This window comes from Nocardiopsis synnemataformans, assembly GCF_965343085.1.
Lineage (GTDB): Bacteria > Actinomycetota > Actinomycetes > Streptosporangiales > Streptosporangiaceae > Nocardiopsis > Nocardiopsis alborubida.
In genome coordinates, this window is sequence record NZ_CBDRFA010000003.1 from 156470 (window position 1) to 180132 (window position 23663).

Genomic DNA, 23663 nt, shown 5'->3' on the forward strand with positions numbered 1-23663 from the left:
CCCGCGCTCCATCACAACACCATCCAAGGAGCATCATGGCCAGCATCAGCATCCTCGGTACCGGCAACATGGGAACGGCGATCGCCGGCATCTTCGTCGACGGCGGCGCCACCGTGGAATCCATCGCGCACTCTGATGAGCCCACGTCGTTCGCCGGTGACATCGTCGTTCTCGCGGTCCCCTACACGGCGTTGCCCGAGATCGCGGAGAAGCACCGCACGCACCTCGCGGGCAAGACGGTCGTCGACATCACCAACACGGTCGACTTCGCGACCTTCACTCCGGTCGAGTTCGCCGCGGGCAGCGGTGCTGCAAACCTTGCCGCCAAGCTTCCGGAGTCAAAGGTCGTGAAGGCCTTCAACACGAACTTCGCCGCGACGCTCGCCACCAAGACCGTCGGCGCGACGACCACCACCGTCCTGGTCGCCGGTGACGACGCCGACGCCAAGACGGCACTGACCACGGCAATCATTGCGGGTGGCGTGCACGCCACCGACGCCGGCCCTCTGGCGCGCGCCCGCGAGCTCGAGGCCGTCGGCTACCTGCAACTGTCCCTCGCCGCGACCGGGCAGATCGGCTGGACCGGCGGACTGGGCGTGATCAAGTGACCATCGCCGTCACCGAGGCCACCTGACGCCTCGGCCGCCTGACCGTCGAACATCTCCTCGCGCGAGGCATCAACGTCAACGCCACCGGCCGCGGCTAGAACGCAGAGCCCGAACGCCTCCTGAAGCTCGGTGCGCGCCCGGTCAACATCGGGCAGGAGGGGCAGGAGCAGTGGCATGTCCTAGCTGACCCCGAAGGCGATGAGCTCTGCCTGCTCAGGTCTGCCTCAACCCACTCTGACGCTCACCAGCTACGCCTCGGCACCAGGTATCCGGGTCCGCCTGGAAGCCCGGTGTGACGGACGTGCCGTGACCGTGAAGTAGGTGAGGTCTCCGGTGGATGGTTCATCGACCAGAAAACTGAACACCGGAGACCTCGTGGCCGCCCTGGTGGACGCCTTGCCTGAGGAAGGCGTGCGAGCTTGTCTTGACTACGCCTTCTCACGCCTGGATCGGCCCAAGGGGAAGAACCACAAGCGGGACAAGGAGCTGCTGAGGGCGGTTGCGGTGACAGCACGTGCTCACCCCCGCCTCAAGACGGAGGCGCTTCGGTGTATATGCCGGGGTGTTCTTCTGGGAGACATCACAGGGAGAGAAGCACTGGGAGAAGGGCTCCGGCTGCTCTACGAGGACCCGGAGCTGTCGAGAAGCCTCCTCTGCGGATCCTCCGGCCTTCGTTCGGACCACCTCGAGTCCATCGCCCCTGGCTGCTCAGGCACGGGAGACCGCGGAAACACTCGCTTCGGACGAAGGACAGTTCGCCACTCTCAAGAACGCCGTTCTCCACTCCTGCGGGACGCCGACAGCCTCACCTGCAATCGGCTCGCCGTGACCCTCAGCCGCCTGCCGGCCGAACTCTTTCGGACGGATCTTTCCCTCTTGTCCGCTCACACCGACCGCGATGTCCGTGCCGGTTCAGCCGTGATCTGGGTTCGGGTTTCCCATCTGTGGCCCTTTTTGGGGGAGCGTCTGGCTTCGGACGCCGAGCCGTCCGTGCGTCGGGCTCTGGCGTCCGGCCTGGGAGACGAACCCCTGCACAGGCCGGTAGCGGTCAGGCTGCGGGCAGATCATCGGCGCGACGTCAGAACCCTCCTTCCAAAGGCCCAGGCTCTCTGAGCTTTTGTCGCCGGGCTGGCCGTTGTCGCCAGGGGGCGCACGTGCGCCCCCTCGCCAACACCACGCCTGTCTGACCTGTGGCCTCATGCCTTCCCGCAGGAGGTGATCTCCCGAGGCAGCGCGGTCCTACGAGCGCTTGCGGAGGGAAGTGACGCGCGATACGTTGCTAGTAACGCGCGTTAATAAGGTCAGAGCCGACACCGCTCGCCGTAGCACCGAAAGAAACAGAGGGAAAGATGATGGACTTCCTCTCCGCGATCCCGCGCGGGCGGGACGACGCCCCGATCCTGTTGACCCGCGAACCCGTGCTGGAGTTCGACGTCGACGACGTGGACGGGCGGCTGTTCATGCTCGACCGGGACTTCGGGGGAGCGGTGACCGTCAGCTTCTCCAAGCCCATGGACCCGTCGGTGCGCGGCACCGTCACCGTCGACGGTGAGCCCGCCGAGTACGCGCTGAAGTCCGTCGCTCACGTCGGCGGCCTGTGGATGCTGGCGGTGAAGGTCTTCGGACGGCTGATCGTGCCGGGCAGGGAGCACGCGCTCCGCGTCGAGGGCTTCACCGACACCGACGGCAACCGCATGGAACCCCGCGACCTCACGATCCGGACGCGGCCTCGACGCGAGCCCGACCCGGCGTTCGCCGGGAACGAGGCGGTCGCCCTGCGCGTCGCCGAAGAGGGCGTCGTGCTGCTGGAGAACGCCGAGGGCACGCTGCCGCTCGCTCCGGGGCAGCTCAACGTCTTCGGCCACGCCCTGCACGCCTACCGCACCGCGGTGGTGGGCGCGGGCAAGATCAACGCCCGGTACGTCATCGGCCTCCGCGAGGCGGTCCGGGCCAGCGAGCGCTTCACGCTCAACGAGGAACTGTCCGCGTTCTACCAGACGGCGGGTGACGCGGTGCCGGACGGGGAGGTACTGGCCAGGGCGAAGGCGGCCAACGACGTCGGCGTCGTCGTCCTGACCCGGGCGTCCGGCGAGAACATGGACAACAGCTCCGCCCCTGGCGAGTTCCACCTGTCCGACGACGAGGACCGCCTCGTCCGCGCCGTCACGCGGACCTTCGGCCGCACGGTCGTCATCCTCAACACGCCCTATCCGATCGACACCTCCTTCGTCGCCCGCCACGGCGTCGACGCGCTGGTGCTCGCCGGGGTCGGCGGCATGCTGGCCGGACCCGCGCTCCTGCGTGTGCTCGACGGCACGGTCAACCCCTCTGGCAGGCTCCCGGACACGTGGGCCAGGGCGTACGACGACATCCCCGCCAGCCGCAACTTCCACGACTGCGCCGACGGCAGCCCCCGCTACACCGCCGACAGCCAGGTGTGGATCGACACGGTCTACGAGGAGGGGATCTACGTCGGATACCGCTACTTCTCGACCTTCGACGTCGAACCGGCCTACCCCTTCGGGTACGGGCTGAGCTACACGACGTTCTCGGTGGAGTCGGGCGGATTCGCGGCCCCGGCGTTCGGGGACGCGGGTCTGGGTGCCCTGGGCCTCACCGCCACGGTCACCAACACCGGCGGCGTCGCCGGGCGCGAGGTCGTGCAGGTGTACGTCTCCAAGCCCGACGGCGCGATCGAACAGCCCGCGCTCGAACTCGTCGACTTCGGTAAGACCGGCCCGCTCGGCCCCGGCGAGACCGAAACCCTCTCCTTCACGGTCCCGGCGGACACGCTCACCAGCTACGACGAGTCGACGGCGGCCTTCGTGGCCCCCGCGGGGGAGTACGTGGTCCGCGTCGGCAGGTCGGTCGCCGACACCGCGGAGGCGGGACGGTTCACGCTCGACGCCCCCGTCGTCGTGCGCGAGGTCGAACACCGCATGCTGCCGGTCGAACCGGTGACGGTGCTCTCCAAGCACGACCCCGAGGGCACGTTTCCCACGGGTGAGCGCTCGGGCGTCAAGGAGGGCGCGACGGGCTTCACTCCGGCACGTCCTCTCCCGCCGTTCGAGCCCGCTCCCCGCCCCGCCCGCGATGGCGACGGACCGGTGACGTTCGCCGACGTGTGCTCCGCCCCCGACCTGGCCGGGGTGTTCGCCGACGGCCTCAGTGTGGAGGAGCTCGCCCGCCTCGCCGTCTGCGCCCAGGACGGCTGGGGTATGGAGGGCACCGGTGTCGCTGGCATCGTCTTCCAACCCGAGGGTCTGGACATCCCGCATTTCCAGGTCGCCGACGGCAACTCCGGCGTCAACGTGTACACGCCCAACATCGGCTTCCCGACCACGGTCGTCCTGTGCTCGACCTTCGACCGCGACCTCGCGCGCGAGGTCGGCCGCATTCTGGGCGAGGAGGCGCGCGCGTTCGACGTGGACGTCATCCTCGCGCCCGCGCTCAACCTGCACCGGCACCCCCTGAACGGTCGCCACCCCGAGTACTTCTCCGAGGACCCGATCCTGGCCGGCGTCATGGCGGGCTCCTACGCCGAGGGCCTGGAGTCGACCGGTGTGGGGGCCTGCTACAAGCACGTGGCGGCCAACAACGCCGAGGCCTCGCGCAAGCGCAACCAGTCGGTCATCCCGGAGCGGGCGTTGCGCGAGCTCTACCTCAGGGCCTTCGAGGTCGCGATGCGTATCCACCCGGCCAGGACGATCATGACCGGGTACAACGCCGTCAACGGCGTGCACACCGCCGCGGACCCCGAACTCATCGAGGGCGTCTTCCGCGAGGAGTTCGGGTTCGACGGCGCGGTCATGACCGACTGGGGGTCCTACGACACGTGCGACGTCGTCGACATGGTGCTCGGCGGCAACAACTGGATCACCCCCGGCAGCCGCGACGACACGTACACGCGGCCCATCGTCGAGGCCGTCGCCTCGGGTCGCCTGCCGCTCGACCGGTTGCGGGAGAGCGTTGCCCATCTCCTGCGCACCATCGCGGTGCTCAGGCGGCCGGTCTCCTCTCCCCAACCCCCGCAGACGGTCTCATGACCTGACGACGGGGCTTGGAAGCACAGGGACGGCGCAGTGAGCGCCCGTGATCCGTGCCCGCCTTCGCGAAGTCCGGCTCTCCGCCCTTGATCGAGCGGAGAGCCGCGCGGGGCGGACACGGCCGTTCCGTGCACAGGGATCGGCGTCGGGAGGGGGAACGTTCGTACGGTCGGGTACGTCGTCACTACAGTTGTCCCGTCCTCTGCGGGAACCACGGCGGCCCCGTCGCGTTTCCGCCGGAGCGCCCCCGTGCCACCAACGCCTCAGCGGGCGCTGGCGTCGCGTCCACGGGTCTCACCACCTCGTCGGAAAGGCTGCCATGGGAACCCGCACCCGAGCACCCCTTCGGGCCGTACCGTCCACCGCCTCCGACCGTGCTCCAGGACGTGACCGGCTCAACGACGCCCCGCCCCCCAGCCGACCGGCGGACTCCGCGCATCCTCCTCCCACCGACACGGGCAGGGGCGGTCAGTGGCCGCTGTCCTGCGGTGACGGAGTGCGTGTGCTGCTGGTGTCGGACGACGCCGACACGGTGGGCCTGGCCGAGCCGACCCTGGACCTGGCCCACTACAGCGCGGAGACGGTCGCCACGGCCTCGGCCGCGCTGAAACGGATGGAACTGGTTCCGTACGGGCTCATCGTCGTGGACGTGACCGTTTCCGACCTGCTGGACATCCCGCGCCGGAGGCACGGCAACAACGACACGCCCATGCTCTTCCTGGCCGAGAGCACCTCGCTGGAGGTGCTCCTGCCGGAGGTCAGTCTGGCCGGGAAGGACTACGTCACCAAGCCGTTCCGCGTCACCGACTTCCTGGCCCGGGTCTGGCTCCTGACCCGTGGCCGCGGTGAGGGCCGGCCGGTACCGGTTCTGCGCCACGGAGAACTGTTCCTGGACGACACCATGTGCCGGGCCTGGCGGGGCGACAGCGAACTCGTCCTCACCCCCGCCGAGTACCGCCTCCTCCGGTACCTGCTGCTCAACACGGGCCGGGTCCTGTCCAAGGAGCACATCGCCCACCACCTGTGGGGCGAGTACCGGGGCGACAACGCGATCGAACGCCTCATCTCGCGCCTGCGGCGCAAGGTGGGGGACACGGGCGCCGAACTCGTCCGCACCCACCGCGGCTTCGGCTACACCATCGGCCGTCCGCGGCGCTGAGAACGAACGGGCCTCCCCAGGGAGGCAGCGGCCGAAGGCGTGCCCGGCTCCGCGCCGGTTCGTTCCGGAGCGGGGATACGCCGCGGTGCGCTCTTGACGGGAGCGTCGCCCCAGCTCCGTGCCCCGTCCTGGGACCGAACAGGCGCTTTGCCCCGAGACCGGGAGCGTACTCCGGGCCCCTCGTGTGACGTGCGCCATGTCAGCTCCCTGTCAGGTGTGAGTCCGGGGCGGGTCAGGCGGCACTGGTTGCCTCTAGGCAGTGTTTTTTGGACCTCCGCTTCGCTTCGTCCCACCCGTCGCCCGCCACCACCCTCAACGGACGCCTACGGCGCGGTCCTTCTTGTGTTCGGGCGCCCGAAGCACGGGAATCGGGTTGTAGCAGGCACGGTGGTGTCTCCAGCGGGTTCGCTCGTGCCCACCCGTCACCCACCACCACCCTCAACCGACGCCTACGGCGCAGTCCTCCCACGGAAACCCGCCTCCGCCACCTCCAGAACCCCGTGGACGCCCGAACCAACCCCCACGGGCTGAGGGCCGGTTCAAAAAACAGACCCTAGGCATTCCCCCACCTGCCTGTGACGACCACGAGACGGAGACACACGTGGCTGAGACCATCGGCGCACCGGCCGAAGGGGACGAACAACCGGTCCCCGAGTACCCCCAGGCCAGGGAGAGCCGCTGTCCGTTCCACCCGCCGGCGACAGTGCGGCGAATGACGGAGGGGACCCCCGCGGCCAGAGTGCGGATCTGGGACGGCAGCACACCGTGGCTGATCACCCGCCACGCCGACCAGCGGAGCCTGCTCACCGACCCCAGACTGAGCATCAACGAGAAGCTGCCCAACTACCCGCACATGACCCGCGGCAGGTCCGAGGCCGCCAAGCACACGCCGCCGCTGATCACCAACACCGACGCACCCGAGCACACCCGGCTGCGCCGTATGGTCAACGGCCCTTTCACGGTCAAGCGCGTCGAGGCGCGGCGTCCCGCCATCCAGAAGGTCGTGGACGGACTGATCGACGACATGCTGGCGGGTCCCAAGCCCGCCGACCTGGTCACGGCGCTGGGCCTTCCGGTCCCCACCCTGGTCATCACCGAGATGCTCGGTGTCCCCTATGAGGACCACGCGTTCTTCCAGCGCAACAGCAACGTCATGGTCAGCCACGCGGCGACCGAGGAACAGATGGCCGAAGCTGGCGGCGCCCTGGGCGGTTACCTGAGCCGGCTTCTCGACCAGAAGACGGTCGAGCCCGCCGACGACGTGCTCTCGGAGCTGGCGGCCTACGTCGCCTCCGGTGAGATGGCGCGGGAGGAGGCGCTCTCGATGGGCATGGCCATCCTCATCGCCGGACACGAGACCAGTGCCAGCATGATCTCCCTGGGCACGCTCGCCCTGTTGCGCAACCCCGAGCAGCTCGACGCGCTGCGCTCGGCGCAGGACCCCAAGACGATCGCCAAGGCGGTCGAGGAGTTGCTGCGCTACCTGACGATCGTGCACACCGGGGTGCGCCGCATCGCCCTGGAGGACATCGAGGTGGGCGACCAGGTGATCCGTGCCGGGGACGGGGTGGTCTTCGACCTGTCCGCGGCCGACTGGGACCCGTCGGAGTTCCCCGAGCCCGAGCGGCTCGACCTGGGCCGCGCGGCCCGTCAGCACCACGCCTTCGGCTACGGGGCCCACCAGTGTCTGGGACAGACGCTCGCCCGCGTCGAGTTGCAGGTCGTCTACGGCACCCTGTACCGGCGAATCCCCACACTCCGGCTGGCCGTCCCCTTCGAGGAGGTCGGCTTCGCCTTCGAGGGCGTCGCCTACGGCCTGCACTCCCTGCCCGTCACCTGGTGACCGCCCTACCCTTGACTTTCTCCCCCTCCTGAAGGAGGGGGATTCCGACCGTCCCTGACGGGGCGGTCCCGCTCACGCGGGCTGTCTCACGACAGCGGTTTCCTGTTTCTTCGCCGACCGCGGAAGGGAGGACCCCTGCCGTCTGACACCAGCTCCGCAGGCATCACCCGAGACTGTCTCCCGGGCTGCGGCTCGACCAGCCGCAAGGGTGTTCTTGGCCGCGTTGTGGTCCCGATCGTGTCGGGTGCGGCAGGCAGGGCACGTCCAATGCCGGGTGCCCAAAGAGAGTGTGGCCAGCAGGTATCCGCACGCCGAGCAGGTCTTGGAGGAGGGAAACCACCGGTCGATGACCACCAGGGTGCGACCGGCCCGCGCGCACTTGTACTCCAGCTGGCGGCGGAACTCACCCCACCCGCAGTCGGAGATGGCGCGCGCGAGACGCCGGTTCTTGACCATGCCCGCGACGTTGAGGTCCTCGATCGCGATCAGGTCCGCTGTGCGGACCAGCCGTGTGGTGGTCTTGTGCAGGAAATCCTGCCTCGCGTGGCGGACTTTGCGGTGGGCGGCGGCGACCTTGGCCTTGGCCTTGCGCCGGTTGGCCGACCCGCGCCGCTTGCGGGCCATGCGGCGCTGGTAGCGGGCCAGGTTCCTGGCTTTGCGTTCCAGGTGGCGGGGGTTGGCGATCTTCTCCCCGTCGGAGGTGACCGCGAAGTCCTTCACGCCCAGGTCGAGGCCGATCTCGCGCCCGGTATGTGGGGCGGGTTCGGGGTCGGTGGTCTCCACGGCGAAGGTGGCGTACCAGCGCCCGTCCGCCTCGCGGGAGACGATGACGGTGGTCGGCTTCAGCGAGGCGAGGTCGACGTCGTCGAAGGACCAGGCCAGGCGAAGTGGCGCTTCCTGTTTGGCCAACCACAGTCGTCCGTCGCGTATGCGGAACGCGCTGCGGGTGTAGTGCGCCGATTGGCGGGCGTCGCGCGACTTGAACCGGGGGTAGCGGGCGCGTTGGGCGAAGAAGTTCGCGAACGCGCTGTGTTGGTGGCGCAGGGTCTGCTGCAGGGGGACCGAGGACACCTCGGCCAGGAACGCCAGGTCTTCGGTTTTCTTCCACTGGGTCAGCGCGGCGTCGGTCTGCTGGTACGAGGTTTTCTCGCCGCGCTGGTGGTAGGCGGTGTGGCGTTCGGCGAGGGTCTTGTTCCATACCAGGCGCACGCATCCGAACGTGCGGCCCAGTTGGGCCGCTTGTTCGGGGTCCGGGTAGGCCCGGCACTTGTACGCCGTCCGCATGCACCCAAAGTTACAGGTGTTGGCTGTATGAGTAAGCCATGTTCCGGATTCCTCCCTGGCCTGAAGGCCGGGGCATCCTCCGGGAAGCCAGGTGAACAGTGAGGAGGAGATCCGCATGCGTGTGGAACTCGACGAACCCAAGTGCGTCGCCTCGGGGCAGTGCGTGGTCGCCGCCCCCGACGTCTTCGACCAGAGGGACGAGGACGGAGTGGCGGTCGTCCTGGAACAGCACCCTCCCCAGGACCAACTCGACGAGGTGCGTGAAGCCGTGGCGGTCTGCCCGGCCGCGGCCCTGCGCCTGGTACGGGAGTGAGGCGCATCGTCGTCGTCGGAGCCTCGGCCGCCGGACTGGCGGCGGTTGAGACGCTCCGACGACAGGGGTTCGAGGGTGAGGTCACGCTCCTGGGCGACGAACCGTACCCTCCCTACGACCGGCCGCCGCTGTCCAAGCAGATCCTGGCCGCGGACTGGGAACCCGACCGGCTCCCGCTGCGTTCGACGGCCGACCTGGAGGGCCTCGGAGTCCGTATCCGTCTGGGCGTCGCCGCCACGGGGCTCGACACGGCGGCGCGGACCGTGGCTCTGTCCGACGGCGGTCACGTGGAGTACGACGGCCTGGTCGTGGCCACCGGTGTGCGCCCGCGGCGGCTGCCCGGCAACAGCGGCCGTGTGCTGCGCACCCTGGACGACGCCCTGGCACTGCGGTCCCGCCTGGCGCCGGAGCGTCACCTGGCGGTGGTCGGAGCCGGGTTCCTCGGCGCCGAGGTGGCGGCCGTGGCCCGAGGGCTGGGGTGCGAGGTCACCATGGTCGAGCCCGCCCCGGTGCCGCTGGCCCACGCGGTCGGCGAAGCGGTGGGACGGGTGCTGTCCCAGGTCCACGTCGACCGCGGAGTCCGGCTGCGCACCGGCGTGGGTGTGGCCGAGGTCCGCTCGGACGGAGTGGTGTTGGACGGCGGCGAGGTGGTCGCGGCCGACGAGGTCCTGGTCGCGGTCGGCTCGACGCCCAACACCGAGTGGCTGGAGGGCAGCGGGCTCAAGGTCGCCGACGGCCTGGTCTGCGACTCCCACTGCTCGGCGGCCCCCGGCGTGTACGCGGCCGGGGACGTGGCGCGCTGGCGGCACCCGCTGTTCGGTGTCTCCATGCGCGTCGAACACCGCACGCACGCGGCCGAGCAGGGCATGGCCGCCGCACGCAACCTGTTGGCACCCGGTGGGGGTAAGGCGTTCGCGCCGGTGCCCTACTTCTGGTCGGACCAGTACGACATGAAGATCCAGGCCTACGGTTACCTGCGGGGGCACGAGGAGGTCGCGGTGGTCGACGGCGAACTCGGCCCGGACGGGTTCGTCGCCGCCTACCGGAGGGGTGAACGTCTCACCGGCATCCTGGCGGTAGGCATTTCTCCCAGAGCCCTGCGCGCCTGGCGCAAAGCCGTCGCCGACGGAACACCGTGGGGGGACGTGTTCAAGGGCGTCGCCTAGTGGTGACGGCCCGATCCGTGGCCTCCCGTCGGAGAAGCCGGTCCCGAGCCTCGCCACGGCTCGGGACCGGCTCCGAGGCCGGAGAAGCGCCGTCGAGGGGCGTGCCCCCGCCCGCTCTCACACGGGCGGGGGCACACGCACGGAAGGCCCTCGGTCCATGACCGACCGGTCGTCGCCCGGTGTCACGCCTGGGCGGCGGCGAGCGCGTCCTGGAGGCGTGCGCGGACCTGGTCCGCGTCTCCGGGCAGACGCCCGAGCAGGCTGTCGAGTGTGGCGTCGCCTGCGTGCTGGAGGCCCGCGTCGATCGGCATGTCCGGATGCGCCTGGAGGATCACCTTCCGCACCGCCTCCCACGCGCCGTCGACCGCGGCGATGTCGTTGAGCGTCGAACCGAGCGTGAGTCGAGTCGAGGAACCGTAGCCCTCGGGCGCCGGGTACTCCCAGGTGTGCCGCCCGGCACCGACCTCCTCGACCGTTCCTTCGGGGTGCAGCGGCAGTTCGACCACGGCCGTCGCACCCTCCGGCACGGTGACGTCGATCCGCGTCGTGCCCTCCTCCACGCGCCAGTGCACCTCCGCCCGCCCGAGCACGGTGTCGTGTGTCGCGCGTGCGTGCAGCAGGTCACCGCCGGGGCGGGGAGCGATCCGGATGCGCCTCCACCCCGGCGCCAGGCGTTGCAGGCCACCGACGACACGGTGCAGCCAGCCGGTGACGGCCCCGAGCGCGTAGTGGTTCAACGAGGTCATACCGGTCCTGTTCACCGTGCCGTCGGGCAGCACCGAGTCCCAGCGCTCCCAGACGGTCGTCGCGCCCATGGTCACGGGGTAGAGGAACGACGGGCTTCGCGTCTGCAACAGCAGGCGGTACGCGGCGTCGGTGTGGCCGGTCAGCGTGAGGGCGTCGGTGACCGCCGGAGTGCCGGCGAAGCCGGTCTGGATCGTGTAACCGGCGGCCGAGACGATCTGGGCGAGCCGTCGGCCCGCGACGGGCAGTTGCGCCTCGTCGAGGATCCCGAAGACGATGGCCAGGGCGTAGGCGGTGGCCGATTCGTTGGTGACGCGCCCTCTCGGGCTCACGTACTCGTCCCGGAAGGCGGTCCGCACCCGCTCCGCGAGCTCGCGGTAGTACTCCGCGTCCTTCCCCTCACCGAGTACCTCGGCGGTGTCGGCCAGTTCGCGGGTCGTCCTGCACAGGTAGGCCTGCGCGACGAGGTGGGGGTCGGTCTTGCCGCCCGCCGGGTTGTCGGCCGGCGCGTCGGGGTCGAGCCAGTCACCGTACTGGAAGCCCTTCGACCACAGCCCGCCCTCGTCGAGGAGCCCCTCGACCTGCCTCACGAACGCGGTCATCGACGGGTACGCCCGCCGCAGGATCTCGGCGTCGCCGTACTCCTGGTAGAGCTCCCACGGCAGGCTCACCGCGACGTCGCTCCACAGCGCCGTGGGCATGTTCGGCATGTCCATCACGTCGGGCACGGTCCAGGGCACCGAGCCGGTCGCGGCCTGTTCGGCGGCCAGGTCACGCAGCCAGGATCCCAGGGCGTCCCGCACGTCGTACAGGAACGCGGCCGTCGGTGCGAAGGCGTTGATGTCGCCCGTCCATCCGAGGCGCTCGTCGCGCTGGGGACAGTCCGTCGGGAGCCCCACGAAGTTGCCGCGCATCGACCACACGGCGTTCTCGTGCAGCCGGTTGACGAGTTCGTGCGAGCTCTCGAACCAGCCGGTGCGGCGCATGTCGGTGTGCACGACGACGGCGCGCAGCGCGTCGGGAGTGAGTTCGCCGGGCCATCCGTCGACCTGCACGTAGCGGAAGCCGTGGAAGGTGAACTCCGGCTGCCACGTCTCGCTCGCGCCTCCGCGCAGCGTGTAGCGGTCGACCGCCGCGGCCTTGCGCAGAGTCTCGCGCTCCAGTTCGCCCTCGGAGGTGAGCAGTTCGGCGTGGGAGAGAGTGACGGTGTCGCCCGCCGAGCCCGAGACGGTGATCCGCACCCAACCGGAGAGGACCTGGCCGAAGTCGACGATGGTCCGCCCCGCCGGACTCGTCGTGATCGAGACCGGCTCCAGTTCTTCGACACGGCGGACGGGCGGCGCGGCCCCCTCCTCCAACGCGGTGAGGTCCCACTCGAACGGCTGCGCCGTCTCCCAACCGCGGTCGTCGAAGCCGGGCTCGGACCACGGCTCCTCCAACCGGGCGTCGTAGGACTCGCCCGCGTAGACGCCGTTCTCGCGGACCGCGCCCGAACCGACGCGGAACGAACCGTCCGTGCCGACGACCTCGGTGCGGTCGGCGTACTCGATCGTGAGCTCGGCGTACAGGGCGGGCCGGTCGGTGTAGTTGTGGGGCTTGAGGTCCCAGGTGAGCGGGCCGACCGCCCAGCCCTCGCCGACGACCGCGCCGAACACGTTCTCCCCTTGGCGAAGGCGCTCGGTGACGTCGTAACGGGAGAGGTGGACCCGGTGACGGTACGACGTCCAGGTCGGCGCGAGCACGTCCTCACCGACGCGTTCGCCGTTCAGGTACGGCACGACGATGCCGAGCGCGGTGACGCGCAACGTGGCCCGGACCAGTCCGGCCCCGACGTCGAAGGGGCGGCGGAAGTAGACGGCGGGGTCACCGGCCGACGGCCGGGGCCCGCTGACGAACGTGGTCATGAATCCTCCCAGGGGCTTCGTGGAGTGCGTCAGTGTGCGGGGGCGGGGGGAAGCCATGGGCCCGCTGTGTCCGGACCCCGGCGGATCGCGCCTGGCACGGACCCGCACATGACCGTCTCCACCGGTCGGCCGGGGCCCCGGCGCTGGCGGCGCTGACAGGGGGAGCCACCACGCACCGGACCCGGGTGTCCGGACCGAACTCTAGTAACGCGCGTTATCTGAACCTATGCAAGCGGGTGGTACCCGTCAACCAGTGATGGGGTGGCGGCTGGGGTGGGAGTCCCGGGTCTGAGCGCGCGTGCCGGACCCGGGTCCGGCACGCGCCCCGACGCGTCGTGTGATGCGGACGTGTGTCGGTGGGGGTGGGGAGTCCGTAGGGGTGGATGTGCCCGGCGGGTTTATCCCCTTCATCTGGATGAGTACGTCACTGGCCCTAGTGACGCGCGTTACTTTTGGGTGTAGCATCCGTTAACGCGCGTTACTAGCGCCCTGTGTACGGGGGTGCCGCGCCAACGCGAGGAGCAATCCGCATGACCGAACACCCTGACGACGCCTCGCGGCGGGCGGGCGGCGTTCCCGACACGGCACCACCCCTGGGCGTGGCCACCGCCGACGGGGGGCCGGAGTCCCCCGACCCCCGGCAGAAGGAGGGCACGGCGCTTCCGCCGTTCTTCTCGCTGGTCTTCTCCACGCGTGGTGTCGCGCTCGCGGTCAACACCATCGTGATGATGCAGCTGACGTTCTATTCGACGGACACCCTCGGCCTCCCCGCGGCACTCGTCGGCACCCTCTTCCTCGTCTCCAAGGTCTTCGACGCGTTCACCGACCTCGCGATCGGTGTCCTCATCGACCGTACGAAGAGCCGCTGGGGCAAGGCGCGACCGTACGAGCTGTTCATCGTCCCGATCTGGCTGCTGACGATCGCCATCTTCTCGACGCCCGAGATGAACACGTTCTGGCAGGCCACCTACATCTTCGTGCTGTTCACGCTGATCAGCGCGGTGTGCCAGACCGCCCTCAACGGATGTGAGGCCGTCTACCTCAAGAGGGCCGTGCACGGCGAGGAGCGCTACGCCAAGGTCCTGGGCCGACAGGGCCTGTTCATCACCCTCGCCGCAGGTGGCGCGAACGTCCTGCTGCCCCAGCTCATCGCGAACTGGGGCAACGAGCCCGGCGGGTGGACCCTCATCTCCGTCCTCTACGGCGTCCCGATGATGGTTCTCGGCCTGGTGCGGTTCCTCGTGATCAAGGAGCTCCCCGTCGACGGGACGAAGGGCCTTGAGGAGCGGCCGAGCGTGCGCGACATCCTCGTCGCGGCGCTGAGCAACAAGTACGCCTTCCTGCTCGCCGCGATCGTCCTCGTCGCCAACATCGTCGTCCACAGCGGCAGCATCGTCGGCACCTACTACTTCAAGTACATCCTCGGCGACATCGGCCTGCTGAGCTTCGGTGCGCTGGGCACCCTCATCGTGCCGTTCACCTTCCTGCTGTTCTCACTCGCGGTACGCAGGATCGGCGGGATCGGCTTCGTCCGGATCGGCCTCGTCGTGGCGATCATCGGCCATGCGATCGTCTACCTCTTCCCCCGCGTTCCCGCGGCCGTCATCGGCGGCCACCTGATGGGCAGCATGGCGAGCATCATCACCATGCTCGTGGGCTTCTTCGTCATCCAGACGATGGTCTACAGCGAGTGGAAGACCGGCAAACGGATCGAGGCGGCCGCCAACTCGGTGGTCGGCTTCTGCGGGAAGGTCGGAGCGGGCCTGGCCCCCGCGCTGGTCGGAGCCGTCATGGGCCTGGTGGCCTACGACGGGACGGCGCAGTCCCAGACGCCCGCGGCCGAGAGCGCGATCATCGCCCTGTACTCCCTCGGCCCTCTGGCGCTCTGTCTCGTCATGTTCGTGCTGACCTTCTTCTACGACCTCGACAGGCACATGGGGAAGCTCAACGCCGACCTGGCGGACGGCGTCCACGCCGACACCAGCGACCTGAAGCTCTGAGCAGAGGGACCACAGGCCACGTGCGGATGGCCGTGCACGGTCATCGACCGTGCGCGGCCACCGTTGTTCCGGGTTCGGCGGACGCCGGGCGACGGGACTGTGGCCGCCGCCGTGGTGCTAGGTGGTGCGGCGTTCGACGACGCGGGGTCCCAACGGCGGGCGCGACGGCTCCTCGACTGGCAGGCCGAACCCGGAGAGCAGCGCGTTCAGCGCGCCCTGAGCCGCGGCGTCGACGTCCACACTCAGTGTCGTGAGGCCCACGGCCTCCGAGAGCTGCGTCCCGTCCATACCGATGATCGCGGTGTCGCCGGGCACGTGGCGCCCGCGTTCGGCCGCCGCGTGCATGAGCGCGACGCCGATGTCGTCGTTGAAGCACGCGACACCCGTGCCGGCGCCGAGTGCGTCGACGGCGCCGAGTGCGTCGGTGTGCGCCAGCCGCGGCTTCAGGACCACGGGTTCCGGGAGGCCGTGCTCCTTGCACACCTCGCGCACACCGGCCTCACGCAGGGGGCCGAACAGGCCGTACCGCTCGTCGTCGATGTGCACGTAGGCGAGCCGCTGGCAGCCGCGCCCGATGAGGTGTTCGGCCTGGGCACGTCCCACGCGGTGGTCGAAGCCGTCGTCGTGGACGCCCGGGCTCACCACCGCGGTGCCGTGCCGTTCGAGCAGGGCCCGCTCGTCGTCGCCGAACGGCGTAATCGAGAACACCGCGCGCGGCCGGAGCGTGGTGACCAGGTGTTCGAGCGAGGCCACGGCCCGCGTCGACAGGCGCAGTACGAGAGTGACGCCGTGCTTGGCCAGCTCGTCGGTCGCGCGTTCGAGGACGTGCTGCAGGTTCCCGCTCAGCGTCGTGTACGGCAGCAGCGCGACCACGATGTCACTCGTCCCCGTGGCGAGCGCGCGGCCCGCGACGGACGGTCGGTAGGAGAGCTCCTCCGCGGCCTGGAGCACGCGTTCGCGCGTGGCCTTCGAGAAGCGCTGGCCGTGCCCGTTGAGGATCTGGCTCACGGTCGCCCGGCTGACGCCCGCAGCCCTGGCGACGTCCTCGCTCTTGGTGACCACGCCGTCTTCCTCGCCTTCGCACCGCTGTGAGTCCTGGGGGAGTGACGCGCGTTATCGGCCACGCCGCAGCCAATGGTAACGCACGTTACCTCACGCATGGTCAGGCGAAGCCGACGGTGCGGAGCCACGAGCGGCGACCACGCGGACACGCCTGCTCGGAGAGGGCGGAGGGTCTCGGAAGCGCTCGCGTGTTCGGGCATCCGTGCGCCCGCCGACCGTCCCCGGACCGCACGGGCCGTGTGCGGTAGGCGGGCGCCAGCGCCCCTACCGCGGACGCGGTACCCGCGATGACCGTGCGGGGCTGACGACCCGGCGGCGTCCGAGGACGAGTCTTGGCAGAGCCAGTGCACCGTCCTGAAAGGTTCCGCCATGAATACTCTCGCCCGTTGGTGTTACCGGCGGCGGGGCGTGGTCCTCGTCGGCTGGGTCGTCGGCCTTCTGGGGTTGGCCGGTCTCGTGCTGGGTTTCGGAACGGCGTTCACCGACGCCGCCGAGCTGCCCGACAGCGAGTCCGCCACCGCCTACCGCCTGTTGGAGGAGGCGAGTGGACAGACCGGCGCCTCCGAGGACGTCGTCCGCGGCACGATCGTGTGGCACACCGAGGGCGCCGACGTCGGCGCGGCACCGGTGCGCGAGGAGGTCACCGCGGCCCTGGAGGGCATCACCGCGATGCCCGGTGTGGAGCAGGTCGTCAGTCCCTACGCCCAGGAGGGCGCGGGTCAGCTGAACACGGAGGCCGACACCGCTTACGCGAGCGTCGTCCTCGACGCCGACGCGGACACGGATCCCGTCATGCGGGCCGCCGAGGACCTGCGGACGGACACGATCCAGGTCGAGGTCGGCGGACAGGCGTTCGCCGAACAGCCCGGCGGGTCGCACGGCGCGGAGGCTGTGGGGATCCTCGCCGCGCTGGTGCTGTTGCTGCTGCTCTTCCGGTCGGTGTGGGCGGCCGTCCTGCCGATCCTCACCGGCCTCGTCGGAGTCGGGGCCTCACTGCTCCTGGTCATGCTGGGCTCGCACGCGGTCGACCTGGCCTCGACCAGCCTGACCATGGGCGCGCTCATCGGTCTGGGCGTCGGTATCGACTACGCCCTGTTCATCGTCAACCGGCAGCGCAAGGCGCTGCTCGCGGGCTCCACGGTCCCGGAGGCGGTCGCGCAGGCGGTGGACACCTCAGGACGGGCCGTCGTGTTCGCCGGTATCACGGTGGTCATCGCCCTGCTCGGCATGTTCGTGGTCGACCTCGGACTCCTCACCAGCATGGCGCAGGCCGCGGCCGTCACCGTTCTGTTCACCGTCGCCGCCGCCGTCACGCTGCTGCCCGCCCTGCTCGGTCTCCTGGGCCTTCGAGTGCTCTCCCGCGGGCAGCGCAGGGCTTTGGCCGCTGGTCAGGATCCCCTCCCGTCGAAGAAGGAGGGCCGGGGGAGCGCGGCGGAGCGCTGGATCGGCCTGGTGCAGCGCTTCCCCCTGGCCGTCGGCGGCCTCGCCCTGGCCGCGATCGTGGTGATCGCCCTGCCCGTGGCCGGAATGCGGGTGGGGGACGCGGACGCCAGCAGCCACCCGGTCGGATCTCCCACCCGCGCCTACCACGACCTGATGTCGGAGGCCTTCGGCGACGGGTTCGACGCCCCCCTGCTCCTGGTCGCACGCACGCCCGACGAGGCGTCCGCGCAGGCCTTCGCCTCCCTTACCGAGCGCCTGGAGTCGGTCCAGGGGGTCTCGGAGGTGGCCGCCGCACCCGTTCGACCCGGACAGGAGGTCGCCCAGGCGACGGTGGTGCCGACCACCACCGCCCAGGCCGAGCAGACCGCGGACCTGGTCACGGAACTGCGCGACGACGTCATTCCGGCCGCGGAGGCCGACAGCGGTCTCCAGGTCTACGTCGGCGGTGCGACCGCGGGCAGCATCGACCTGTCCGACGCGCTCATGGGCAAGCTGCCGCTGTACCTCGGACTGATCGCCCTGCTCGGTTTCCTGCTGCTCGCCGTGGCGTTCCGCAGCGTCCTGGTGCCGTTGGTCGGCGCGCTGACCAACATCGCCACGATCATGGTCGGTCTCGCCGCCGTCACCGCGATCTTCCAGTACGGGTGGGGTCTGGAACTGCTCGACATCGGCTCCGGCGCCCCGGTGATGTACCTGGTGCCGGTGCTCGTGGTCGGCGTCGTGTTCGGGCTGTCCATGGACTACCAGGTGTTCCTGGTCAGCCGCATGCACGAGGAGTGGGCCCACACCCGCGACAACAGGCACTCGGTCCGCACGGGGGTCACCGAGACCGCGCAGGTGATCGCCGTCGCGGCCACGATCATGCTCTGCGTGTTCGCCTCGTTCGCCTTCAGCGGGGACCGTATCGTGTCCATGATCGGCATCGGCATGGCGATCGCCGTCCTGGTCGACGCGTTCGTGGTCCGGCTGACCCTGGTGCCCGCCGTCATGACCCTCCTCGGCCGGGCCAACTGGTGGTACCCGCGCTGGGCGGAGCGCGTCACCCCGCGCGTGTCGATCGAAGGGCCGGCCCCGCAGGCGGCCGCTGCCGTCGATACGCAACCCGCCCCCGCCGCGGCCGCGGCCCTGTCGTCGGCCGGTCCCCGGCCGGTCGACGACGACCCCGCCTGACGCGGCGCGCACCGGAGCGGCCGGACTCCGTTCCCGCGGGACACCCGTCCGGCGGGAACGGAGCCGGGCTCCGGGCGCTCGGATACGATCTGCCTGCTCGCACCGTCATGACCTGGAGCGACGACACCCCGCTGCTGTTGAGAGAGGCCGACGCGTGACCATCCGAGTCCTGCTCGCCGACGACCAGACCCTCCTCCGGGCCACCTTCCGGCTCCTCATCGACTCCGCTCCGGACATGGTGACGGTCGCCGAGGCCTCCGACGGTGAGGAGGCGGTGGGACAGGCCAGGCGGAGCAGGGCAGACGTGGTCGTCATGGACGTCCGCATGCCCGGTGTGGACGGCGTCGAGGCGACCCGGCGCATCACCGCCGACGAGGACCTGGCCGGGGTGAGGATCCTGGTCCTCACCACGTTCGAGACCGACGAGATCGTGGCCGCTGCTCTGCGGGCCGGAGCCAGCGGGTTCCTCGGCAAGGGAGTCGAGCCCGACACGCTGCTCCACGCCATCCGGACGGTGGCCGCGGGCGAGTCACTGCTGTCCCCGACGGCCACCACCGCTCTGATAGGGCGGTTCCTCGCCCAGCCGGAGGCCCGGTCGGTCGAGGCCGCCGCGGAACTGGGGGAGCTGACCGCGCGCGAGCGCGAGATCACCGCCCTGGTGGGTGCGGGGCTGTCCAACACCGAGATCGCCGACAGGCTCTTCATCAGCGTCGCGACTGCGAAGACCCACGTCAACCGGGCCATGATGAAGACCGGCTCCCGGGACCGGGCCCAGCTCGTCGTGTTCGCCTACGAGAGCGGCCTCGTCGCGCCGCGGCCACGCGGGAACCGGCCGCCCCCGGAGTGAAGAACCCGACGGCCGTCTTCGGCCCTGAGGAGGACGCCGTGACGCGGCGGTACGAAGGCGCCCCAGCCGCGCCGCGGTGGTGGCACGTCGTGCTGCCCGCGTTGTTCGTGACCCTGGTCGGCGTGTTCCAGCTGTCCTACAGGGATGAGGGGGAGTGGGCCACCCCGAACGGCTGGCAGGTCATCGTGGTCCTGGTCGCGAGCGCCGCGCTGCTGCTGCGGTACCGCCGCCCGATGGCGGTCGCGTGGGTGACCGTGGTGCTCGGAGCGGTGCTTCCGATGATCGCTCCGCACGTCGTGTCGGTGGACGCGGCGAGCGTCGTGGCCCTCTACACGATGGCGACACGGTCCAGCCGCCGCGCGACCTGGATGACGGCGGCGACCGCGGCGGTCCTGCTGACCGCCAGCGCGGGGCTGTGGCTTCCCGGGCACCTGCTGGACATCCGTGTCGTGCTTCCCGCCAACTACGTCGTCGTCGCGGTCGCCGTCGGAGATTCGGTGCGCAACCAGCGCACCCTCCTGCGCCAGACGCGGGAGCGGGTCCGCGAGGCCGAGCACACCCGTGACGAGGAGGCGCGGCGCCGGGTGCTCGACGAACGCGTGCGCATCGCCCGGGACCTGCACGACGTCGTCGCCCACCACATCACCCTGGTCAACGCCCAGGCCGGGGTGGCCCACCACCTTTCGGACACACATCCGGACAAGGCGCGCGAGGTGCTGGCCGATATCAAGGAGACCAGCCGCGCGGCCCTGGACGAACTGCGCGCCACGGTCGGGTTGCTGCGCCAGGACGACGAGCCCGGGCAAAGCCGACAGCCCGTGCCCGGGATCGACCGGGTGGAGGCGCTGGTCGACTCGTTCCGGACCGCGGGCTTCGACGTCCGCCTGACGCGGCACGGCCCGCCCCGGCCGCTCACCGGCGCCGCCGACCTCGCCGCGTACCGCATCGTGCAGGAGGCGATGACCAACGCGGGCAAGCACGGCACCGAGCGCCGCGCGGACGTGGAGCTGGCCTACACCGACGATTCGGTGGAGCTGGTCGTGACCAACCCCGCCCGGCGCGGCCACAGGGGCGCCGGTACCGGTTACGGCCTCGTCGGGATGCGCGAGCGCGCCGAGACCGCCGACGGTTCGCTCACGACGCGGATGCGTCCCGACGGGTTGTACGAGGTTCGGGCGGTACTGCCTCTGCGGGCCCCGGCCGGGTGAGCCGGGCCCCGGCCTGCCAGGCCGGGGCCCGGAGTGCGCGGAGTCCGGTCTGTCACCGCGCCGGTCGGTGGGGCGGACACCGTCGGAGGTCGGGGTCCGTTCCTCGCCGAAGGGGATGCCGCTGCCTTCGCGGGTCAGCGACGGAAGACGGGTCTTGCTGCTCTGCGGAGATCTGGGGTTTACTGGTAACGCGCGTTACTAGTAATGGTTCCCGTGCCGCCGACATGTCGCGCGGTGAGGCGTGGCAGACCCCCACCGACCGGTACGGCACCCGGCAAGGAGTACGAGCATGACCTTCCCCGACGGTTTCCTCTGGGGCGCGGCCACCGCGCCGCATCAGATCGAGGGCAACAACGTCAACAGCGACTGGTGGGTGCGCGAGCACCGCGTACCCGGCATGGAGCGCAGCGGTGACGCGGCGGACAGCTACCACCGCTACCCCGAGGACATGCGGCTGTTGGCCGAAGCCGGGCTGAACTCCTACCGGTTCGGCATCGAGTGGGCCCGCGTCGAACCCAGCCCAGGGCACGTCTCACACGCCGCGTTGGCCCACTACCGGCGGATGATCGACACCGCCCTCGGCCTCGGCCTCACCCCGGTCGTCACACTCCACCACTTCACCAACCCGCTCTGGTTCTCCGAAGCCGGAGGATGGCTCGCCGAGGACGCGTCCGAGCGGTTCGCCGCCTACGCGCGCGCCGCCGCCACCATCCTGGAGGGCGTCCCCTGGATCTGCACGATCAACGAGCCCAACATGCTCGGCCTGATGGTGGCCATGGGCAGGCAGGCGCAGGCCGGTCAGTCCCCGGAATGGTCCAGCCCCACCGTCGAGGACGTGCGGCGCTCGGTACTGCCCGCACCCGATCCCGAGGTGGGGCGGAGGCTGGTCGAGGCCCACCACGCCGTCCGTGACCTCCTCAGGCAGCACACCGACGCCCGCGTCGGGTGGACGGTGGCGAACAACGCGTTCACCGCGACACCCGGCAACGAGGACAGGCTCCGCGAGGAGCGCTACGTCCGCGAGGACCTCTACCTGGAGGCCGCGCGCGAGGACGACTTCGTCGGTGTGCAGTCCTACTCCAGCCAGGCCGTCGACGAGCACGGGGTCGTTCCCCACCCTCCGAGCCCGGACAACACGCTGACCGGCGTCGCCTACCGTCCCGACGCCCTCGGGCTCGCGGTGCGCCACACCTGGGAGACGACCGGGGGCGTACCGGTCCTGGTCACCGAGAACGGCATCGCCACCGCGGACGACACCCGGCGCATCGCCTACACGCGTGAGGCCTTGGGGCACCTGTCCGCCGCCATGGCCGAGGGGGTCGACGTACGCGGCTACCTGCACTGGAGTGCGCTGGACAACTTCGAATGGGGCCACTGGAAGCCCACCTTCGGCCTGATCGGGGTGGACCGCGAGACCTTCGAGCGCAGCCCCAAACCGAGCCTGGCGTGGCTGGGGAGGACAGCGCGCGCGGGAACGCCGACCTGACGCGCGGCCCGCAGCCGTACCGCGTACGCGGTAGGCCGAAGTCAACCGCGTGCACGACGACCGTCCGGAGCCGGGCTGCGAAGGTCGGTGAACGGCAACGAGGCTCCCGGGAAAGCCCGGATTCCGCACGAACCCTTCGCGGAAACGGCGGCTTCTCTCCGTGCCCTTCCGGTCCGCGTCGACCAGAAGGGCACGGCTGAGGAACCGGACCCGGCCGGTTCCGTGCGGACGAGTACGAACAAGGAGACGGACAGATGGCAGAGAACGCGTACGACCTCGACGGTCAGACCTCCGTGGGTACCTGGCTCGACCACCCGGTCGGAGGCCCCCTCCTGCGTGAACTCCTGCGCCGGAGCGGAACCGATCCCGAGAGACTGCGCCCGGTACACCGCTTCGCCCTCAGCCGGATCGTCGAACGGAGCCGGGGCACCCTCACCGACGACATGATCACCGGCCTGGTGCGTCGCGTCGGAGCTGGCGAGGTTGTCCGGGAGGACGCCTCGACGCCCGTACCCGCGGGCGGGGAGACCCGACCGGGCCCGTCAGCGCGGACCACCGCACCGCGGTCGGAGTGGAAGGAGAAGGTCACCGAGGGACGCTTCGCCGACAAGACCGTCATCGTCACCGGAGCCGGTTCCGGGATCGGTCGGGCCACGGCCGTACGGGTGGCCCGCGAGGGCGGGCTGGTGGTCGCCGTGGACATCTCCAGCGAGCGCCTCGCCGAACTCGCCGAGGAGCTGCGCACGTGTGACCTGGTCACGGTCGCCGGTGACATCACCGAGGACGAGGCCGTCACCCGCATCCTCGACGCCGCCGGAGAGCGGATCGACGGACTGGCCAACGTCGCCGGGATCATGGACGACATGACCCCGGTCCACGAGGTCACCGACGAGGTGTGGCAGCGGGTCTTCTCGGTGAACGTGGACGGAACCATGAAGCTCATGCGCGCGGTCCTGCCCGTCATGCTCGAGGCCGGACGGGGAGCGGTGGTGAACATCGCCTCGGAGGCGGGGCTTCGGGGTTCGGCGGCGGGTGCGGCCTACACCGCCTCCAAACACGCCGTCGTGGGTCTGACCAAGAGCAGCGCCTACATGTACGGTCCCAGCGGCATCCGCGTGAACAGCGTGGTCCCGGGGCCGGTGATCACCGGCATCGAGGCCAGGTTCAACTCCCCGCTGGGTGCCGAGCGCATCCGCGGGGGCATGGCCGTCATGCCCGAGCCCGCCGAACCCGAGGCCCTCGCGGCGTCGATCACCTTCCTGCTCAGCGATGACGGCGTCAACCTCAACGGCGCCATCCTTCCTTCTGACGGCGGCTGGTCGGCCGCTTAGCGCCGGGCCCCCGCTCCGGCCGCCCGTGCGGAGCCGGTGCGTGCGTACT

Annotated in this window: 15 protein-coding genes and 1 pseudogene; 13 read left to right on the forward strand and 3 right to left on the reverse strand. The window is 70.4% G+C overall.

Annotated elements, in window-relative coordinates:
• The first annotated feature begins 35 nt into the window (after positions 1-35).
• From ACSIH6_RS02780 to ACSIH6_RS02800, 5 genes and pseudogenes are all read left to right on the forward strand, one after another.
• Positions 36-608, forward strand: a complete 573-nt coding sequence (locus ACSIH6_RS02780) for an NADPH-dependent F420 reductase (RefSeq protein ID WP_435106222.1) — start codon at positions 36-38, stop codon at positions 606-608.
• Between the two features lie 98 nt (positions 609-706).
• Positions 707-846: pseudogene (locus tag ACSIH6_RS02785) on the forward strand (VOC family protein); the annotation flags it as partial.
• Between the two features lie 1111 nt (positions 847-1957).
• Positions 1958-4654, forward strand: a complete 2697-nt coding sequence (locus tag ACSIH6_RS02790) for a glycoside hydrolase family 3 protein (RefSeq protein WP_435106224.1) — start codon at positions 1958-1960, stop codon at positions 4652-4654.
• Positions 4655-5156: 502 nt separating this feature from the next.
• The gene (locus ACSIH6_RS02795) at positions 5157-5813 is read left to right on the forward strand and encodes a response regulator transcription factor (protein WP_435106226.1); all 657 of its coding nucleotides are present in this window, start codon (positions 5157-5159) and stop codon (positions 5811-5813) included.
• Positions 5814-6525: 712 nt separating this feature from the next.
• Positions 6526-7656: a cytochrome P450 gene (locus tag ACSIH6_RS02800; protein ID WP_435106228.1), complete on the forward strand. Its 1131-nt coding sequence runs from the start codon at positions 6526-6528 to the stop codon at positions 7654-7656.
• Positions 7657-7728: 72 nt separating this feature from the next.
• On the opposite strand, the gene ACSIH6_RS02805 is transcribed toward ACSIH6_RS02800, so the two are convergent.
• A complete protein-coding gene (locus ACSIH6_RS02805; RefSeq protein ID WP_435106230.1) occupies positions 7729-8940 on the reverse strand; it encodes an RNA-guided endonuclease InsQ/TnpB family protein in 1212 nt (403 codons plus the stop codon).
• Positions 8941-9031: 91 nt separating this feature from the next.
• On the opposite strand from ACSIH6_RS02805, the gene ACSIH6_RS02810 reads away from it, so the two are divergent.
• Together ACSIH6_RS02810 and ACSIH6_RS02815 are read left to right on the forward strand one after the other, a co-directional pair.
• The gene (locus tag ACSIH6_RS02810) at positions 9032-9253 is read left to right on the forward strand and encodes a ferredoxin (RefSeq protein ID WP_435106232.1); all 222 of its coding nucleotides are present in this window, start codon (positions 9032-9034) and stop codon (positions 9251-9253) included.
• Positions 9250-10419, forward strand: coding sequence for an NAD(P)/FAD-dependent oxidoreductase (locus ACSIH6_RS02815; protein ID WP_435106234.1), 1170 nt, complete (start codon positions 9250-9252; stop codon positions 10417-10419). Before ACSIH6_RS02810 ends, ACSIH6_RS02815 begins: the two co-directional genes overlap by 4 nt.
• A 182-nt stretch (positions 10420-10601) precedes the next feature.
• On the opposite strand, the gene ACSIH6_RS02820 is transcribed toward ACSIH6_RS02815, so the two are convergent.
• Complete coding sequence (locus ACSIH6_RS02820; protein WP_435106236.1) at positions 10602-13067, reverse strand: glycoside hydrolase family 78 protein; 2466 nt, start codon at positions 13065-13067, stop codon at positions 10602-10604.
• Between the two features lie 530 nt (positions 13068-13597).
• Here ACSIH6_RS02820 and ACSIH6_RS02825 point away from each other — a divergent pair.
• The gene (locus ACSIH6_RS02825; protein ID WP_435106238.1) at positions 13598-15067 is read left to right on the forward strand and encodes an MFS transporter; all 1470 of its coding nucleotides are present in this window, start codon (positions 13598-13600) and stop codon (positions 15065-15067) included.
• A gap of 117 nt (positions 15068-15184) precedes the next feature.
• On the opposite strand, the gene ACSIH6_RS02830 is transcribed toward ACSIH6_RS02825, so the two are convergent.
• Positions 15185-16129 carry a LacI family DNA-binding transcriptional regulator gene (locus ACSIH6_RS02830; RefSeq protein ID WP_435106240.1) on the reverse strand — a complete coding sequence of 315 codons (945 nt, stop codon included), beginning with the start codon at positions 16127-16129 and terminating at the stop codon, positions 15185-15187.
• A gap of 369 nt (positions 16130-16498) precedes the next feature.
• On the opposite strand from ACSIH6_RS02830, the gene ACSIH6_RS02835 reads away from it, so the two are divergent.
• From ACSIH6_RS02835 to ACSIH6_RS02855, 5 genes are all read left to right on the forward strand, one after another.
• On the forward strand, positions 16499-18742 hold the full coding sequence (locus tag ACSIH6_RS02835) for an MMPL family transporter (protein WP_435106242.1): 2244 nt from the start codon (positions 16499-16501) through the stop codon (positions 18740-18742).
• Between the two features lie 154 nt (positions 18743-18896).
• Positions 18897-19589, forward strand: a complete 693-nt coding sequence (locus ACSIH6_RS02840; protein ID WP_435106244.1) for a response regulator — start codon at positions 18897-18899, stop codon at positions 19587-19589.
• A gap of 38 nt (positions 19590-19627) precedes the next feature.
• The gene (locus ACSIH6_RS02845) at positions 19628-20797 is read left to right on the forward strand and encodes a sensor histidine kinase (protein WP_435106246.1); all 1170 of its coding nucleotides are present in this window, start codon (positions 19628-19630) and stop codon (positions 20795-20797) included.
• A 289-nt stretch (positions 20798-21086) separates the two neighbouring features.
• Positions 21087-22283, forward strand: coding sequence for a glycoside hydrolase family 1 protein (locus tag ACSIH6_RS02850; RefSeq protein ID WP_435106248.1), 1197 nt, complete (start codon positions 21087-21089; stop codon positions 22281-22283).
• Positions 22284-22537: 254 nt separating this feature from the next.
• On the forward strand, positions 22538-23614 hold the full coding sequence (locus ACSIH6_RS02855; RefSeq protein WP_435106250.1) for an SDR family NAD(P)-dependent oxidoreductase: 1077 nt from the start codon (positions 22538-22540) through the stop codon (positions 23612-23614).
• The last annotated feature ends 49 nt before the right edge of the window (positions 23615-23663 follow it).